We start from the raw sequence: 16,189 nt of genomic DNA, 5'->3' as shown, positions 1-16,189 counted from the left end.
CCCATTCCGCTACGAAAGGACACCGCATGAACCGCAGAGACCTTCTGAAGACGGCCCTGGCCGGGACGGCGCTGGGCGCGCTTGGACCCGCCTTCCGGGCCGATGCCGCCACCGGCATCCTGTGGATGACCTGGGAGAACCTCGCCAAGGACGACTACCTTGCCCCGTTCCTTGCCGCCAACGACATCTCCCTGACCAAGACCTTCATCGGCACCGATGACGAACAGTTCGCCAAGCTGCGCGCCGGCGGTGCCGATTCCGTCGACCTGATCACGCCCGGGCTCGACAAGGTCGAATATTACACCGCCTCGGACCTGCTGCAGCCCATCGACTTTGCCAGGGTGCCGAACGCCGCCAAGCTTTACGACACCTTCAAGCAGACGCCGCTGGGCAAGGTCGACGGACAGACCTACGGCATCCCGTTCTACTGGGGCATCAACCCCATCGTCTACCGCGCCGATCTGATGGAAGCCGAGCCCGACTGGTCGGTCTTCTTCGAGGGCGACGCCTATAACGGCAAGCTGGCCATGCGCGACTATGCGCTGGAAGGCATCATGATCGCGGCGATGTATCTGGGCATCCCCGAATCCGAGATGTTCACCATGGACGACCGCCAGCTGGCCGAGGTGAAGAAGGTTCTGAAGATCCAGAAATCGAAGCTGCGCACCTACTGGAACTCGATCGGCGACCTGACCAACCTCTTTGCCACCGGCGAGGTGGTCTGCGCCTTCTCCTGGGTGCCGCCCTATTACGATCTTCGCGCCAAAGGCATCGACATGGGCATGGCCAAGCCGAAGGAAGGCGTCATCGGCTGGTGCGATACCATCGCCGTACCGAAGGGTGTCGAGGGTGCGCGGCTCGACGCGGCCTTCGCGCTGGTCGACTACCTGCTGGGCCCCGATTACGGCAAGATGCTGGCGGTGGGCGGCCCCTATGCGCAATCGACCTCGGCCGCGCGCGACCTGTTGAGCGACGAGCAGCAGGACAAGATCTTCGTCAAGGACCTGTCGGTGATGGACAGCTTCGTCTGGAAGCAGAACCCGCCCCGCTATGGCGACTGGGTCGCCCTCTGGAACGAAGTGAAGGCCAGCTGAGAATGGCTGTTGCCGCAAAAACCGCAGCCGGGCGCCGGACGCGCCCGCTGCTGGAGGTCATCGCGCTGCACAAGTCCTACGGGTCGGTGCAGGCGGTGCGGGGGATCGACCTGTCGCTGGCGCATGAAAGCTATGTGACCCTGCTGGGGCCCTCGGGCTGCGGCAAGACCACGCTCCTGCGCATGGTCGGGGGCTTCGAGGCCATCGGATCGGGCGCGCTGATGCTGGACGGGATGCGACTGGACGATCTGCCCGCGAACCGGCGTCCGATCAACACCGTCTTTCAAAGCTACGCGCTGTTCCCGCATCTGTCGGTTCTGGAAAACGTGGCCTTCGGGCTCAGCTATCGGTCGGTCCCCAAGGACAGGATCAAGGCCCGCGCCCGCGAGGCGCTGGCGACCGTCCGGATGGAGGCCATGGCCGACCGGCGGCCGCGCCAGCTGTCGGGCGGCCAGCAACAGCGCGTGGCGCTGGCCCGCGCCATCGTCAACGAACCGCGCCTTCTGTTGCTGGACGAGCCGCTGTCGGCGCTCGACCGCCGGATGCGCAAGGACATGCAGATCGAGCTGAAGGACCTGCAACGGCGGCTGGGCATGACCTTCCTGCATGTGACCCACGACCAGGAAGAGGCCTTTGCCCTGTCGGACCGGATCGTCGTGATGCGCGACGGCCGGATCGAACAGCAGGGCGCGCCGGGCGACATCTACACCCGCCCCGCCACCGCCTATGTGGCCGATTTCATAGGTGGCGCCTCGTGCCTGCCGGGGCGCATCCTCGGTCAGGTCGGCAAGAGCTATGCCATCGAGACCGCGCTGGGCCGGCATGTCGTGCCCGGGGTGAGCGGGCTGAGCGTGGGGGCGCGCGCGGTGCTGTGCCTGCGGTCAGAACAGGTGGCGCTGGGGGACACCGGCACGCCCGCCGAAGTGACCCACGCGGTCTATCGCGGCGCTGACTGGCTTCTGGAATGCGTGGCCAGCGGGCAGCTCTTTCAGGTTGCCCATGCCGGGCCGCCCCCCGCCCCGGGCGAGACGGTGCGGCTGTCCTTCGACCCCGACCGGGTCTGGATCGCGCGGGAGGCGGCCTGATGCGCCCGCAATCCGCCGGAACCTGGCTGGCCATGCCCGTGGTCGCGGCGCTGGGCGCGCTCTGCCTCGCCCCCCTTGCGATCCTCTTTGCCTATTCCTTCTTCTCGGTCGATTTCGTCACCATCTCGCACGATCCGAGCCTGAAGAACTACGCCCGCATCCTGCAGTCCGAGACCTATCGCGGGCTGATCGCGCGCGCCTTCGGATCGGGGCTGCTGGTTGCCGCGATCACCGCCGTGATCGGCTATCCCGTCGCCTGGTTCCTGGCCAAGCGGGCGGGCGCGGCCAAGACCATGCTGCTGACGCTCTTGCTGGTGCCGCTTTATTCCGGGGACCTGCTGCGCATCTTCGCCTGGCGGGTGCTTCTGGGGGCCGAGGGCGCGATCAACCGCAGCCTGATCTGGCTTGGCGCCATCGACGCGCCGTTGCAGGGGCTGCTGTTCAGCCCGCTCGCCACCCATATCGCGCTGACCTACAACTACCTGCCCTTCATGGTGATCGGGCTGTGGCTGGCCTTCGAAAGCCTCGACGATGCCTGGCTGGAGGCCGCAGCCGACCTGGGCGCCCCCGGGCGGGACCGATTTCGGCGGGTGACGCTGCCGCTGACCGCGCCCGGGCTGATCGCGGGCGGGCTGATGGTCTTCGTGATGGTGGTGGGCGACTATCTGACGCCGCAGCTTCTGGGCGGGGCCTCGGGCGTGACCGTGATCTCGGCCATCAACGACCTCTTTGGCACCGCCTTCGACTGGCCGCTGGGCTCGGCCATCGCCTGGACCATGCTGGCGATCCTGATGCTGTGCTTCGGCGCGGGCGCCACCCTGATCCGGCGGTCGAGCCTCGTGGCGGAGGGCGCCTGAATGTCCCGTCTCGGAACGCTCTGGGTCTGCCTCGTCTTCGGCTTCATGTATCTGCCGATCGCCATGATCGCGCTGTTCTCGGTCAATGCCTCGGATGTCATGGCCTTTCCGCTGACCGGCGTCACCGGCCAGTGGTTCGCCGAGATCCTCGGCGACGGCCGTCTGGGCGGCGGGTTCCTGACCACGCTGGCGGTGGCCTTTCCGGTGGCGCTTCTGACCACGCTCCTAGGGGCTGCCGCGGCCCTGGCGCTGACCTTCTACGCCACCCGCTTCCGCGTTCTCTTCGCGGCGCTTCTGCTGCTGCCCTTCCTGGTGCCGCGGCTGATCCTTGCCGTGGCGCAACTGATCCTCTTCAAGGAACTGGGCGTGTCGCGCTCGCTCCTGACGGTGATCGCGGGGCAGTCGGTCATCATCCTGCCCTTCACCACGGTCATCGTCGCCTCGGTCCTGATCCGCATCGACCGCCGCCTGATCGAGGCCGCCGCCGATCTGGGCGCCTCGGGCTGGTCGAGCTTCCGCCGGGTGGTGCTGCCGCTGATGGGCAACGGGCTGATGGCCGCCTGGGTGATCGCCTTCGTGCTGTCCTCGTCGGAATATGTGCTGACCGCCTTCCTGTCGGGTCGCCAGCAGGCGCTGTCGGTGCTGGTGGCGTCCGATTTCCGCTTCGACCTTTCTCCCAGCCTCAACGCGCTCGCCGTGCTGATCGTGCTGGGCAATATCGCCCTCGTGGTGATCGCCGAGGCGATCCGCCACCGCGCGGGGCGGCTCAACTGACCATGCAGGGGACCATGACCCAGACGCTTTCCTTCACCAACACGCTGGGCCAGGGCGCCCGGACCGAGATCGTCCTGAACCCTCACTGCGCGCCCGGCTACGGCCCCGCGCAAGAGGCCGTTCTGAACGACGCCGCCTTCGCCCGCGCCCGCGCCACCATCGCCGCCTGGCCTGGCTATGCGCCGACCCCGCTGCTGAGCCTGCCCGGGCTTGCGGCCGAGGCCGGGATCGCCGGGCTTCACTACAAGGACGAGGCCGGGCGCTTCGGGCTGGGCAGCTTCAAGGCACTGGGCGGGGCCTATGCGGTGCTGCGGCTGCTTGCGCGCGAGATCGCCGCCCGCGAGGGCATCGCCGAACCGACGGCAGAGGCGATCCTCGCGGGCGATCATGCCGCAACCGTCTCCGCCATCACCGTCTGCTGCGCCACCGACGGCAATCACGGCCGGTCGGTCGCCTGGGGCGCGCGCACGTTCGGCTGCCGCTGTACGATCTTCATCCACGCGACCGTGTCCGAGGGCCGCAAGGCCGCCATCGAGGCCTATGGCGCCGAGGTCCGCCGCTGTGCCGGAAATTACGACGACAGCGTCCGCGAGGCGCAGGAGACCGCCACCCGCGAGGGCTGGTTCGTGGTCTCTGACACCTCCTATCCGGGCTATACCGAGGTCCCGAAGGACGTGATGCAGGGCTATGAACTGATGGCGGCCGAGGCCGCCGACCAGCTTGGCGCCGCCCCCACCCATATCTTCGTTCAAACGGGCGTCGGCGGCGTCGCGGCGGCGGCGGCAGCCCAGTTCCGCCGCCGCCATGGCGCGGCCGCGCCGAAGGCGATCCTGGCCGATCCCGAGGCCTCCGCCTGCTGGGTCGAGACGATCCGCGCGGGCACGCCCACCGCCGTCACCGGCGATCTCGACACGCTGATGGCGGGGCTTGCCTGCGGCGAGGTCTCGCTTCTGGCCTGGGAGGTGCTGAAGCCGCTGGCCTTTGCCGCGGTCTCGGTCGCCGACAGGGATGCGGTGGCGATGATGCGGCGGCTCGCGCGTCCCCTGCCGGGCGATCCGGCCATCGTCGCGGGCGAATCCGCCGTCGCAGGACTGGCCGCGCTGATGGCTGCCGCCGCCAACCCCGAGGCCGCGGCGGCGCTGGGTCTGGGGCCGGACTCGCGGGTGCTGCTCTTCGGTACCGAGGGCGACACCGACCCCGCGCTTTACGAGAAACTGGCCGGGCGCCCGGCCGCCGAGGTGAGGGCCGAGGCATGACAGCGGACCTGACGATCGACCTTGACCGGCTGATGGGCCGGATCGCCGCACTGGGCCGGATCGGCGCCCTGCCCGGCGGCGGCTGCAAGCGGCTGGCCCTGACCCCCGAGGATGCCGAGGGCCGCGCGCTGGTCACCGGCTGGTTCCGCGACCTCGGGCTTGACGTCCATACCGACGTGATCGGCAATTGCTGGGCGATCCGGCCGGGGCGGTCGAGTGGCGCGCCGGTGGTGATGGGCTCGCATATCGACACGGTCGCGACCGGCGGGCTCTATGACGGGGTGCTGGGCGTTCTGGGCGGGCTCGAGGTCATCGAAAGTGCGATCCAGGCCGGAATAGAGACTGAAAGGCCGCTGGCCGTGGCCTTCTTCACCAATGAGGAAGGCGCGCGCTTCGCCCCCGACATGATGGGATCGGGCGTCGCGCAGGGCGGGCTCGACCTGGACGAGATACTGGCCAAGGTCGGGATCGACGGGGTCAGCGTGGCCGAGGCGCTGGCAGCCATCGGCGCCGCCGGGTCCCACCCGGTGGGTGCGCTGGCACCCGACACCTATCTGGAGCTGCATATCGAGCAGGGCCCGGTGCTGGAGGCCGAAGGGCTTGCCATCGGGGTCGTGACCGGGGTGCAGGGGATTTCCTGGACCGAGATCACGGTCGAGGGGCAGGCCGCCCATGCCGGCACCACGCCGATGGCGCTGCGCCATGACGCGGGGCTGGTGGCGGCGCGGATCGCGGCCGAGGCGCGGGCCATCGCCGACGCGTTCGGCCCGCCGCAGGTCGCGACCGTGGGCCGGATCGCGCTGACGCCCGATCTGGTCAACGTGATCCCCGAACGCGCCGTACTGACCGTCGATCTGCGCAACGCCGACGAGGCCCGGCTTCAGGCGGCCGAGGCCCGTCTTTTCGCGCAAGCCGAGGCTTTCGCCGCCGCCGAGGGCTGCCGCCTGTCGCGCCGCACGCTGGCCCGGTTCGAACCGGTGGCCTTCGACGCAACGCTGGTCGACGCCGTCGAGGCGGGGGCCGCGGCGCTGGGGCTGACACACCGGCGCATGCCCTCGGGGGCGGGCCATGACGCGCAGATGTTCGCGCCGCGCTGCCCCTCGGCGATGATCTTCGTGCCCTCGCAAGACGGCATCAGCCACAACATCCGCGAATACACCGCGCCCGAAGAGATCGCGCCGGGCGTCCGCCTGCTGGCGCAGGTGGCGCTGGCCCGCGCGGGCCGGGTCGACCAGAAAGGACAGACCGAATGAGCCGCAAGATCGTCGCCGCCGCTGCCCAGCTGGGCCCCATTGCCCGGACCGAGCCGCGCAGCTCGGCCGTTGCGCGCATGCTGGCGCTGATGAAAGAGGCGCACCGGCGCGGCGCCCGTCTTGTCGTCTTCCCCGAACTGGCGCTGACCAGCTTCTTTCCGCGCTGGCTGATCGAGGACGAGGCCGCGCTCGATGCCTTTTACGAGACCGAGATGCCGAACGCCGACACCCGGCCGCTGTTCGATGCCGCGGCGCGACTGGGCATCGGGTTCTATCTGGGCTTTGCCGAACTGCTGACAGAGGGCGGGGTCAAGCGGCGCTTCAACGCCTCGATCCTCGTCGATCCCGAGGGCCGGATCGCGGGCCGCTACCGCAAGGTTCACCTGCCGGGGCATTACCATCCCGAGGACTGGCGCCGCTTTCAGCACCTGGAAAAGCGCTATTTCGAACATGGCGATCTGGGCTTTCCGGTCTACGACTTCATGGGCGGCAAGGCGGGCATGTGCCTGTGCAACGACCGCCGCTGGCCCGAAACCTTCCGGGTTCTGGCGCTGAGGGGCGCCGAACTGGTCATGCTGGGCTACAACACGCCGCAGCACTATCCGCAGGCGCCCGAACACGACCATCTGCAGGATTTCCACAACCATCTCAGCCTGCAGGCGGGGGCCTATGCCAATGGCTGCTGGGTGATCGGCACCGCCAAGGCCGGGCTCGAGGAAGGTTGCGAACTGATCGGCGGCAGCTGCATCGTGGCCCCGACGGGCGAGATCGTGGCGATGGCCCAGACCCGGGGCGACGAGGTGGTGACCGCCGAGATCGACCTCGACCGCTGCAGCGAGCTGCGCAAGAACATCTTCAACTTCGCGCTGCACCGCGAGCCTGGAGATTACGGCCCGATCTGCGAGGGCGCCGAGGCACGGGCGGCCGAGCGCGAGGCGATCACCAAAGGCAGCCGCTTCGACCGCGACTGACGCGCCGCCCGGTCGTCACGGCCGGGCCGGATTTCCATCGCGCCGGGCGTGCACGACGACCGACATGCCCGGCGCCAGACGGTCCTCGCCGGTCTGGCCGGGATCGATCTCGATCCGGACCGGAAGCCGCTGGGCGATCTTGGTGAAGTTTCCGGTCGCGGTCGAATTGCCGAGCACGCTGAATTCCGAGGCGGTGGCGGGCGACAGCATCGACACGGTGCCCGCGAACGGCCGGTGGCCCAGCGCATCGACATCGAAGCGGACAGCCTGCCCCGGATGCAGCCCGGACAGGTCGGTTTCCTTGACGTTGGCGATCACCCAGATCCGGTCGGACACCAGCGACATCAGGGCGCTGCCCGCGGTCACGTATTGCCCCACCCGCACATTGATCTGGCCCAGCCGACCGTTTTCGGGCGCACGGATCGCGGTATGTTCAAGGTCGATCTTGGCCAGCTCGACCGCCGCCAGTTCGGCAGTGACGCTGGCGCTGAGCGTGTCGGTGCGCACCTTGGCGGTGCTCAGATCCTCGCGTGCCACATCGACATCGCTGAGCGCCTCGGTCAGCGCCGCCTCGGCCTGACGCAGCTTGAGCTGGGAATCCTCGGCATCGGCAGCCGAGATCACGCCCTTTTCGCGCAGCCGGTCCTGCCGGTTCCATTCGGCCCGGGCGGTGTCGACAGCGGCACGGGCGGCCTCGGCCGCGGCCTTGCGCGAGTCGAGCGTGGCGCGGGCAGAGTTGATGTCCTGGTCGTTGGCCTTCAGCGCGGCGCGAGCGCTGGCCAGTTCGGCCTCGGCCCGCGCAAGGGTCTGCCGGGCGGTCCGGTCGTCGAGCCGCACCAGAACGTCGCCGGTCGCCACGGTCTGGAAGTCCGATACCGGCACCTCGGTCACATAGCCCGCGATCTGCGGCGACAGCGTCGCGACATTGCCCCGCACATAGGCGTTCTCGGTCCGGATCTCGTCCCCGGCAAAGGGCGGCAGATGCCACGCGTAAAGAACGACGACGACGCCGAGAAGGCCGATCAGCACGATCAGAAAGGTGGGGATGTGGTGTTTCAGGATATGCACGTGAGAAACCTCATTTGGCGGCGGGGCCGGGTCCGGCCATCCGCGCCCGCAGCCAGTCGCGCGCTATATGCCCCAGCAGCGCGGCAAGCGCGCAGAAGGCAAGCGTCGAGATCAAGGCAGAGACATCGTTATAGGCGGACACCGTCGCCTCGCGGGTGACATCCGAGACCAGCCGGGCGACCGCCTGGGTCTGCAGCTGGCCCGGATCGGCGACGCTGGATGACAGCTGCGCCCGGATCCGGGCCAGCCGGGCGGCCACCAGCGGGTCGCCGACCTGAAGCTGGGCGTCGATCCATTGCGCATGGGCCGTGGTCCGGGCGGCCACGAAGGTCCGGTAGAGCCCCGCGCCGATCGTGCCGCCAAGGATCTGGCTCGACAGAAAGACGATGACGAAGCTCAGCAGATATTGCGGACCCTTGCTGAACGCCTTGACCAGCCCGGTCGCCATCGCCGATGGCAGGAACAGCGCCGCGGCAAAGCCGACCATGCCCTGGCTCAGCATCCGCTGGGCCGGGCTGACATCGGAATTGGCATGGGCCTCCAGCGCCGAGCCGACCGCGATCAGCAGAAGCGCCACCACATGGATCGCCGGTACGCGCTCGATCTTCATCACCAGCGCGCAGGCGACGCCGCCGGCCACGGTGGCCAGCGAGATCACCCAGAAAAGCGGCGCGATCTGTTCGGGCGCGTAGCCCAGCGCCTGAAACAGGCCGGGCGCCCCGGCGGTCTGTTCGGACAGGATGATCCGGAAGACCAGCAGCGCCGCGCTGAGATGCAGGATCTCGGGCGTCGTGATCCAGCGCACGTCCAGAAGCGGCGCCTTGCGGTGCAGCTCGATCACCAGCGCCGCCACCACCCCGGCAATCGACAGCGCCAGCACCGGTCCGATCCAGGGCGCGGCGGTCCACCAATAGATGTAGCCGGTGGTAAAGCAGGACACGAGCCCGCCGAACGCAGCGGCGATCAGTCCGAACGAGATCAGATCGAGCCCCCGGATCACCCGGACCCGGTCGCCATGCGGCAGCGGCAAACGGAACACCAGAAACAGGCAGACCATCGACATGCCAAGCTTGAGCAGCAGGATGCTGGTCCAGCTGCCATCGGTGAGGATCTCTGGGCTGAGCGCCCGCGCCAGCGGCATGCCGAGCGACATGAAGGTCAGCGCGCATGGCAGGCCCAGCCTCATCTTCAGCCGCTGCGGCAGCGGTTCCAGCGCATAGAGGATGGCCAGCGTCGACAAGGGCGCCGCCGAGATCCCCGACAGCAGCTCGACCACCAGCGCCGAGCGCAGATCGACGGTCAGCAGGCTCAGAAGCGCCACCGCCGCATAAAGCGCGATGGACACTTCCGCAAAGCGGCGCAGCCCGTATTGCGCCCGGATCTTGATCAGCATCAGTGGCAACGAGGCGCGCGGCGCCATGAAGGCCACGATCAGCCAGGAAGTCTGGCTTTGGGTTGCGCCAAGCTCGCCGGCCAGCGTCGGGATATTGGCTGCCAGAAAGCCCTGCCCCAGCGATTGCGAGACACCGATGAAAAGCGAGGCGCCGATATAGGCCAGGGCCAGCGGCAGCGGTTTCGGCACGAAAGGCGGAGGTTTTGGCACGGGGGGAGCGGAAGGCGGCGTCTCGCTCATCGGACGCCCATCGCATCGAGGTTCCGCTGGATCTTGCGGATCGTCGCCAGCGCCCGGTCAAGCTCGTCCGGATCGATGCCGCGATAGACCTCACGCCGCAGATCGTCCGTGAACTCCGTGACATCTCGCGCCTGCCGACGGGCGTCCGCCGTCAGATAGAGGCAGCGCACCCGCTTGTCCTCGGCCGAGAAGCGACGTTCGACCAGACCCGCCGCCTCGAGCGCATCGAGGGTGCGGTTCATCGAGGGCGTCCGGATATCCAGCCGCTCGGCCAGTTCGACCTGGGTCAGCCCCTCGCAACCGGCGATGGTGACCAGCGCCTGTGCCCGCGCATAGGTCATGTCAAGCGCGGTGGCGCGCGCATTGAACCGCTTGCGGATCCCCCGCACCAGCCGGAACACCTCGGGCAGAAACGTCTTCTGAACGGCTTGCATCGCCGGATCGCCCTTTAATTACCCTGCTAATGATTAGGAAGATAAGGTTTCGTCCGGCAGAGGCAAGCAGGTCCGGTTCACGACGTCTCGACGACGAGGGGGGAGGTCAGCGCCGCCGGGCGCCCGCTTCGCGGTCGAGCGTCGCCCGTTCGGCCGCGTCCAGACGCGCCAGCGCTCCGGCCTCCGACCCGGTCTCGGCCAGGGCGCGGACCCAGATCCGCGCGACCGAGGCCGCGCTCCAGGGCAGCACCGCCCGGGCCGCCCAGGCCCGGGCCGGGGCAGGCAGACGGTCATGCGCCGCCATCGGGCAGAGCCGCCGCCGGGACCGAAGCGAACTTCGGGCGTTGCCGGTCACGCCCCGTGGCCCCAATGCGGAAACGGGTCTGCCAGCCGCGCCCAGGCCTCGGGCTCGAACCGCGTCTCGGGCACCAGGCACCGGTCGAGCATGGCCGTGATACGGGCACGGTTCATTGTCCCGAGCGTGCCGATGAAGACCAGCTCCTGGCGACGGTCGCCGAATTCCCCGGCGACGCGTTCGGCCATGCGCGCGCGCTCTTCGGGTGGCCAATGGGCCTCGGGCACGGCCGCCCACCAAAGCCCCAGCCCGCGCACCTCGACCATCGGACCCGCCATCGAGAACTCGCCCGCCCAGTGCGGCCGCGTTGCGATCCAGAAATGGCCCTTTGCCCGGATCACGCCCGGCAGCGGGGTGTCGAAGAACGCGGCCAGCCGGGTCGGGTCGAACGGCCGCTCGGTCCGGTAGACGAAACTGGTGATGCCGTATTCCGCATCTTCCGGGACGTGATCGGCAAAGCCGTAAAGCTCCTTGACCCAGGTCGGGTGGCGGTGGGCGGCCTCGAAGCTGAACCGCCCGGTGCCGAGGATGTCGGTCGTCGCGACGCGGCCGAAATCGGTTTCGACGATCCGGGCATCGGCGTTCAGCGCACGCAGGATCGTCCGGGCGGCGGCCAGATCCGGGGCCGAGGCGGCAGAGACCTTGTTCAGCACGATCACGTCGGCAAACTCGATCTGGTCGGTCAGAAGGTCGACCAGGCTGCGGTCATCCTCAGCGCCGAGGTCCTCACCGCGGTCGGCCAGGAAATCGCGAGACGAGAAGTCGCGAAGCAGGTTGGCGGCATCGACCACAGTGACCATGGTGTCGAGCCGCGCAATGTCCGACAGAGACCGGCCTTCGCCGTCGCGAAACTCGAATGTGGCCGCGACCGGCAGCGGCTCGGACACCCCGGTGCTTTCGATCAGCAGGTGATCGAAGCGGCCCTCTTCCGCCAGCCGCCGAACCTCGACCAGCAGGTCGTCGCGCAACGTGCAGCAGATGCAGCCATTGGTCATCTCGACCAGCCGCTCTTCGCCCCGGGTCAGCGCGCCACCGGCCCGGACGAGATCGGCGTCGATGTTGACCTCCGACATGTCGTTGACGATCACCGCGACCCGGCGGCCCTCGCGGTTGTTGAGCACATGGGTCAGCAGCGTCGTCTTTCCGGCGCCGAGAAAACCGGAAAGGACGGTTACGGGAAGGCGGTCGGCCATGCGGCACCTGTATGTTATACTATCTCATATGTGATAGTATAACATAAACTCGGAAGCAAGCGACCGATGCGCCCGTCGCCAGGATCGGGACAGGATGGGCAGCGGTGCGAGACCGCACCGAGTGCGATTTTTCGCAGAAAAATCGGGCGCCTGCTCAGCCGTAGCTGCGGGTGCCGAAGATCGCGCTGCCGACGCGCACATGCGTCGCCCCCAGCGCCACGGCCTGCTCGAAATCGTCGCTCATACCCATGGAAAGACCGGCCAGCCCGTTCCGCGCCGCGATCTTCGCCAGAAGCGCGAAATGCAGGGACGGCGTTTCCTCGACCGGTGGAATGCACATCAGCCCCCGCACCGGCAGATCCATCCCCCGGCATTCCGCGATGAAGGCATCCACCTCCGCGGGCAGCACCCCGGCCTTCTGCACCTCTTCCCCGGTGTTCACCTGGATGAAGAGATCCGGGCAGGCTCCCCGCTCCTGCGCGTGATCGGCCAGACGCCGGGCCAGCTTGGGCCGGTCGAGCGAGTGGATCGCATCGAAAAGCTCTACCGCCTGCCGCGACTTGTTGCTTTGCAGCGGACCGATCAGGTGCAGCTCGACCTCTCCGAATCGCTCGCGGAAGGCTGGCCACTTGCCCGCCGCTTCCTGCACTTTGTTCTCGCCGAAGATGCGCTGCCCCTCTTCCAGAACCGCCTCGACCCGCTCCAGCGGCTGCACCTTCGAGACGGCGATCAACGTCACCGACCCGGGTGCGCGCCCGGCCGTCCGTTCCGCGTTCGCCAACCGCGCGCGAATGTCCTCAAGCCCCATTGTCGTCTCCGATTGCATCGCCCAGCGCCTCCGTCAGTTCGGCCAGTTCGTCGGCATGCCGCTGCCAGGCCTTCATCGAGGTGGCATAGATCGGCTGCCGCACCTGGGCGAGGCTCAGCGTCGCCACCCGGCGCTCGGTCTTGTGGAAATTCAGGCAATTGTCCTGCCAGTCCAGTCCGCAGGCCGCGACCAGCGCCCGGGCCTGGGTCTCGGGATCGGCGATCAGGTCCTCATAGCGGATCTCGTAAAGATCGCCGGGCAGCTTCCTGCGCCAGAAAGCGATCATCTCGAGGAACATCCGGTAGTACAGCCCCAGATCGCGCAGGTTGGTCGCGTAGCGGTGCGTGCCCTCGGCAAACATGTTCTTGTAGATCGACAGGCAGATGTCGCGCGGATCGCGATGCACGACCACGATCCGGGCGCGGGGCAGCGCCAGCCGGACCAGCCCGGCCACCATATAGGTCTGGATCGACTTGTCGCTCACCAGATCCGACCCCGGAAACCGGCTCCGGAACTCTGCCTCGATGCGATGGCCCAGCGCCGCGATCTCGGCATCGCCGATCCGGTCGAGCGGCCGCAATCCGTCCGCCCCCTGCAGCAGCTTCATCGCTTCGGCCGCCACATAGACGATTTCGCCGCCGCCCGTGACCCGCGAATGACTGGCCACGATCTGCTCGACCAGAGTGGTGCCCGAGCGGGGCATGCCGGTGACGAAAATCGGCGCGTACTCCGCGACGCCCTCGATTTTTCGCTCAGAAAAATCGGTGCCCTCGAAGGCGGCCATCACCGCGTCGATCTCGGCCCGGCGTTCGGCGATGTCATAGGGATGCCGCGCCCGCATCAGGTCATTGGCGGGCCGAAGATAGGTGAAGACCCGATCATGCGCCTTGATCTGCTCCATCGCCGCCGACAACGCAAAGCCCAGATGCATCCGGCTTTCGTCACCCAGCGCCGGATCGGCGAAAAGCGCCTCCATCTGGGCCAGCAGAGGATCTTCGGGCGTCACCTTGTAGGTGGCCAGCATGGTCCGGTAATGCTCGCCGTTGCGGGGCTCCAGCGCGATGGCCTGCCGGAAATCCGCCTCGGCGGCGGCAAACTCACCCAGCGATTGCAGCAGCATGCCGCGCAGACTGTAGCCCAGCGCCAGACCCGGCTCGGCGGCAATCGCGGCGTCGAAACTGCCCCGCGCGGTCTCGGTCCGGCCCTGCTTGGCCTGCGCCTCGGCCAGACGGACACGGACGATGGCGCGGTCATGCCCGGCGTCGATCGCCGCCTCCAGGACCGTCTCGGCCGCCGCCGGGTCGCCGGTCTCCATCAGCAGATGCGCCAGCGCGAGATGCCCGTCGAGATAACGGGGCTCGGCCGCCACCGCCCGGCGGAGCGCCGCCTCGGCCTCGGTCTTGCGCCCGAGCCGGGCGAGCCCCTCGCCCAGCGCGGCCAGCGTCAGCGGGTTCTTCGGCGCGCGCGCCAGTGCGGCCTCCAGGTGCCGCACGCCCGCCGCCAGTTCGCCGGTCCGCACCAGAAGCCGACCGAGCCCACTGCGCAATTCGGGGTAGTCGGGGGCCAGCGCCAGCCCCGCCTCGAAGCTCGTACGGGCGGCGGCGGTCTTGCCCAGATCTGTCTGGGCGGCGGCCAACAGCGCAAAGGCCACGGCCGAATCGGGATGCGCCCGGGTCAGAACCTCGGCGCGCCGTTCGGCTTCGCCGGGGCGGCCCGCCCGCAACGCGGCCAGCACCGCCTCGGCCGCCTGCGGCGGCGCCGACCCAAGCGGGGCGCGGGGGGGCCGCCTTTCGCGGGGGCAAGCCGGGCCTCGAGCGTCGAGAGCAGTGCCGCGGGCAGCCCCGCTTTGCGCGCAGCCTTCAGAAAGCGCGTGGTCCGGGCAGGATCGCCAAGCCGGGCCAGCGCCTCGGCCTCCATCTGCCAGATCGCGGCCTCGGCGGGCCGGGCCCTGCGTGCCGTTTCGAACCGGGCCGCGGCCTCGTCCGCGGCGCCGCGTGCCAACGCGATCCGGCCCAGCTGGACCGCGGCCTCGGCCAGTCCGGGCTGGCCGTCGAGAAGCGCGCGATAGGCCGCTTCGGCCGCCTCGATCCGGCCCGCGCGCTGCAGGCGCTGCGCCTCGTCGAAGCGGCGCTTCGTCTCGGTCTGGCTCAGCGGCAGCATGGTCGAACTCCTTCCGGGGCGGTGTCGGGGCCGGGGTAGCACGCCGCCGCCGCCTTGTCGATTTCGCGCCGGGCGCCGGGCGCCGAACGCCTCCCCGCAAATGAAAAGAGCGGACCCGAAGGTCCGCTCTTCCCAATTCGAAGTCCGGTTGGACTTAGAACGACATCGCGATACCCAGCGAGTAGGTTTCGAGGTCGCGGTCGTCATTGTCGATGTCCGAGTCGCCGTAGCCGGCCAGCAGCGTGGCGCCACCGCCCAGATCGTAGGCCGCGGTGATGCCGTAGCCGTCGGCGTCGCCAGTGCTCGTGTCGAACTTGCCGTAGTTCACACCCAGCGACAGGGCATTGATGGTGTAGCCCAGGCCGATGCCGTAGTGATCGATGTCACCTTGGTTCTGATCGGCGTCGAAGTTGGCGTATTCCAGACCAACCGTGAAACCGTTGTTGAAGTCGGCCGTCGCAGACGCGGCGATGATGTCAACTTGGGTGCCGGGGAGGTAGCTGTAGCCGTAGTCGAAGAGGTTGCCCGGAGCCCAGCCCGCATTGGTGACTTCGAGGTACTGGTAGCCGAGGCCGAAGCCGAGGCCCACACCGCCCATGTCGGTGTTGTAGCTGATCGCCAGGGCGTAGCCGTCGTCGGCGCCGTCAGGGTTGAGCGGATCCTTGTCGTCGTTCAGTTCCATCGACGCCGAGAAGCCGAAGTCGCCGAACGCATAGTCATAGCGCAGGATCTGGTTGTCGTAGGCGCCGTCGCCGTACCAGCCGAGGTAACCGGCATGGGTGGTTTCGTCGTCGCCGATGGTGGCCTGGCCGATCGCGTTGGCGGTTTCGGTCAGGCGCTTGTCGACGGCGCCGTCGATTTCACCCAGGGTCAGGGTGCCGAAGTCGCCCGAGATGAAGACCGCTTCGTTGTCGAGCGCGACGTTGCCGTTTTCGTTCGGTTCGGCTTCGGTCGAGAAGTCGACCGAGATCCCGAAGGACAGGCCATTGTCGGTCTGGCCCGAGCCGACGACCGTCAGGGTGAAGTCGTTGTTGAATTCGACGCTCGAGTCGCGGGTGTTACCGGTGTAGGCGTTGACGCCCGGGGCGTCTTTGCCGCCGCCGACGATACCCATTTCCGCCGAGCCCGAGAAGGTGATGTCAGCCGCAGCGAAGCCGGCCGAGGCAACCAGCGCGGTGGTCGCGAAGAGAACCTTTTTCATGGTTTTCCCTCATTCGTTTCTAGATGCACCTCAGGCCGGAGCCCCGA

16 protein-coding genes are annotated in these 16,189 nt (G+C 68.3%); 7 read left to right on the top strand and 9 right to left on the bottom strand.

Annotated features, from left to right (window positions below):
* The first annotated feature begins 26 nt into the window (after positions 1-26).
* Genes BYZ73_RS05910 through BYZ73_RS05880 form a run of 7 tightly spaced genes read left to right on the top strand, consistent with a single transcriptional unit; the run spans position 27 to position 7,290 of the window.
* Positions 27-1,094, top strand: coding sequence for a substrate-binding domain-containing protein (locus BYZ73_RS05910; protein ID WP_112315258.1), 1,068 nt, complete (start codon positions 27-29; stop codon positions 1,092-1,094).
* Between the two features lie 2 nt (positions 1,095-1,096).
* Positions 1,097-2,179, top strand: coding sequence for an ABC transporter ATP-binding protein (locus BYZ73_RS05905; RefSeq protein WP_112315257.1), 1,083 nt, complete (start codon positions 1,097-1,099; stop codon positions 2,177-2,179).
* Positions 2,179-3,036: an ABC transporter permease gene (locus tag BYZ73_RS05900; protein ID WP_112315256.1), complete on the top strand. Its 858-nt coding sequence runs from the start codon at positions 2,179-2,181 to the stop codon at positions 3,034-3,036. The genes BYZ73_RS05905 and BYZ73_RS05900 overlap by 1 nt, the downstream gene beginning before the upstream one ends.
* Positions 3,037-3,810, top strand: a complete 774-nt coding sequence (locus BYZ73_RS05895; protein WP_112315255.1) for an ABC transporter permease — start codon at positions 3,037-3,039, stop codon at positions 3,808-3,810.
* A 14-nt stretch (positions 3,811-3,824) separates the two neighbouring features.
* The gene (locus tag BYZ73_RS05890; RefSeq protein ID WP_112315308.1) at positions 3,825-5,066 is read left to right on the top strand and encodes a diaminopropionate ammonia-lyase; all 1,242 of its coding nucleotides are present in this window, start codon (positions 3,825-3,827) and stop codon (positions 5,064-5,066) included.
* Complete coding sequence (locus BYZ73_RS05885; RefSeq protein ID WP_112315254.1) at positions 5,063-6,319, top strand: Zn-dependent hydrolase; 1,257 nt, start codon at positions 5,063-5,065, stop codon at positions 6,317-6,319. The genes BYZ73_RS05890 and BYZ73_RS05885 overlap by 4 nt, the downstream gene beginning before the upstream one ends.
* Positions 6,316-7,290, top strand: coding sequence for an N-carbamoyl-D-amino-acid hydrolase (locus tag BYZ73_RS05880; protein ID WP_112315253.1), 975 nt, complete (start codon positions 6,316-6,318; stop codon positions 7,288-7,290). The genes BYZ73_RS05885 and BYZ73_RS05880 overlap by 4 nt, the downstream gene beginning before the upstream one ends.
* A 15-nt stretch (positions 7,291-7,305) precedes the next feature.
* Here BYZ73_RS05880 and BYZ73_RS05875 read toward each other — a convergent pair whose 3' ends face one another.
* The 9 genes from BYZ73_RS05875 to BYZ73_RS05840 all read right to left on the bottom strand — a co-directional run bounded on the left by BYZ73_RS05875 (position 7,306) and on the right by BYZ73_RS05840 (position 16,142).
* Positions 7,306-8,358 carry an HlyD family secretion protein gene (locus tag BYZ73_RS05875; protein ID WP_112315252.1) on the bottom strand — a complete coding sequence of 351 codons (1,053 nt, stop codon included), beginning with the start codon at positions 8,356-8,358 and terminating at the stop codon, positions 7,306-7,308.
* 10 nt (positions 8,359-8,368) lie between these two features.
* Positions 8,369-9,940, bottom strand: a complete 1,572-nt coding sequence (locus tag BYZ73_RS05870; RefSeq protein ID WP_245943061.1) for an MFS transporter — start codon at positions 9,938-9,940, stop codon at positions 8,369-8,371.
* A gap of 47 nt (positions 9,941-9,987) precedes the next feature.
* Positions 9,988-10,425, bottom strand: coding sequence for a MarR family winged helix-turn-helix transcriptional regulator (locus BYZ73_RS05865; protein WP_108025801.1), 438 nt, complete (start codon positions 10,423-10,425; stop codon positions 9,988-9,990).
* A gap of 106 nt (positions 10,426-10,531) precedes the next feature.
* Positions 10,532-10,780: a DUF6525 family protein gene (locus BYZ73_RS05860; protein WP_220086793.1), complete on the bottom strand. Its 249-nt coding sequence runs from the start codon at positions 10,778-10,780 to the stop codon at positions 10,532-10,534.
* Positions 10,777-11,973 carry a GTP-binding protein gene (locus BYZ73_RS05855; protein ID WP_112315250.1) on the bottom strand — a complete coding sequence of 399 codons (1,197 nt, stop codon included), beginning with the start codon at positions 11,971-11,973 and terminating at the stop codon, positions 10,777-10,779. The genes BYZ73_RS05860 and BYZ73_RS05855 overlap by 4 nt, the downstream gene beginning before the upstream one ends.
* A gap of 154 nt (positions 11,974-12,127) precedes the next feature.
* Positions 12,128-12,781: a YggS family pyridoxal phosphate-dependent enzyme gene (locus tag BYZ73_RS05850; protein ID WP_108025795.1), complete on the bottom strand. Its 654-nt coding sequence runs from the start codon at positions 12,779-12,781 to the stop codon at positions 12,128-12,130.
* The gene (locus tag BYZ73_RS05845) at positions 12,771-14,516 is read right to left on the bottom strand and encodes a tetratricopeptide repeat-containing sulfotransferase family protein (RefSeq protein ID WP_181497970.1); all 1,746 of its coding nucleotides are present in this window, start codon (positions 14,514-14,516) and stop codon (positions 12,771-12,773) included. Before BYZ73_RS05845 ends, BYZ73_RS05850 begins: the two co-directional genes overlap by 11 nt.
* Positions 14,456-14,941, bottom strand: a complete 486-nt coding sequence (locus tag BYZ73_RS22685) for a hypothetical protein (protein ID WP_181497969.1) — start codon at positions 14,939-14,941, stop codon at positions 14,456-14,458. The genes BYZ73_RS05845 and BYZ73_RS22685 overlap by 61 nt, the downstream gene beginning before the upstream one ends.
* Positions 14,942-15,095: 154 nt before the next feature.
* On the bottom strand, positions 15,096-16,142 hold the full coding sequence (locus BYZ73_RS05840; RefSeq protein ID WP_112315248.1) for a porin: 1,047 nt from the start codon (positions 16,140-16,142) through the stop codon (positions 15,096-15,098).
* Between the last annotated feature and the right edge of the window lie 47 nt (positions 16,143-16,189).

The organism is Rhodovulum viride, assembly GCF_003265965.1.
In the GTDB taxonomy this organism is placed as follows: domain Bacteria; phylum Pseudomonadota; class Alphaproteobacteria; order Rhodobacterales; family Rhodobacteraceae; genus Rhodovulum; species Rhodovulum kholense.
The sequence above is the reverse complement of the archived record's forward strand: the minus strand, read 5'-3'. Positions and strand labels throughout refer to the sequence as shown.

Coding starts and splice junctions, on each gene's coding strand:
- BYZ73_RS05880 (WP_112315253.1), top strand. CDS start 6,316: ATGAGCCGCAAGATCGTCGCCGCCGCTGCCCAGCTGGGCCCCATTGCC.
- BYZ73_RS05840 (WP_112315248.1), bottom strand. CDS start 16,142: ATGAAAAAGGTTCTCTTCGCGACCACCGCGCTGGTTGCCTCGGCCGGC.
- BYZ73_RS05895 (WP_112315255.1), top strand. CDS start 3,037: ATGTCCCGTCTCGGAACGCTCTGGGTCTGCCTCGTCTTCGGCTTCATG.
- BYZ73_RS05885 (WP_112315254.1), top strand. CDS start 5,063: ATGACAGCGGACCTGACGATCGACCTTGACCGGCTGATGGGCCGGATC.
- BYZ73_RS05900 (WP_112315256.1), top strand. CDS start 2,179: ATGCGCCCGCAATCCGCCGGAACCTGGCTGGCCATGCCCGTGGTCGCG.
- BYZ73_RS05910 (WP_112315258.1), top strand. CDS start 27: ATGAACCGCAGAGACCTTCTGAAGACGGCCCTGGCCGGGACGGCGCTG.
- BYZ73_RS22685 (WP_181497969.1), bottom strand. CDS start 14,941: ATGCTGCCGCTGAGCCAGACCGAGACGAAGCGCCGCTTCGACGAGGCG.
- BYZ73_RS05865 (WP_108025801.1), bottom strand. CDS start 10,425: ATGCAAGCCGTTCAGAAGACGTTTCTGCCCGAGGTGTTCCGGCTGGTG.
- BYZ73_RS05905 (WP_112315257.1), top strand. CDS start 1,097: ATGGCTGTTGCCGCAAAAACCGCAGCCGGGCGCCGGACGCGCCCGCTG.
- BYZ73_RS05850 (WP_108025795.1), bottom strand. CDS start 12,781: ATGGGGCTTGAGGACATTCGCGCGCGGTTGGCGAACGCGGAACGGACG.
- BYZ73_RS05855 (WP_112315250.1), bottom strand. CDS start 11,973: ATGGCCGACCGCCTTCCCGTAACCGTCCTTTCCGGTTTTCTCGGCGCC.
- BYZ73_RS05890 (WP_112315308.1), top strand. CDS start 3,825: ATGACCCAGACGCTTTCCTTCACCAACACGCTGGGCCAGGGCGCCCGG.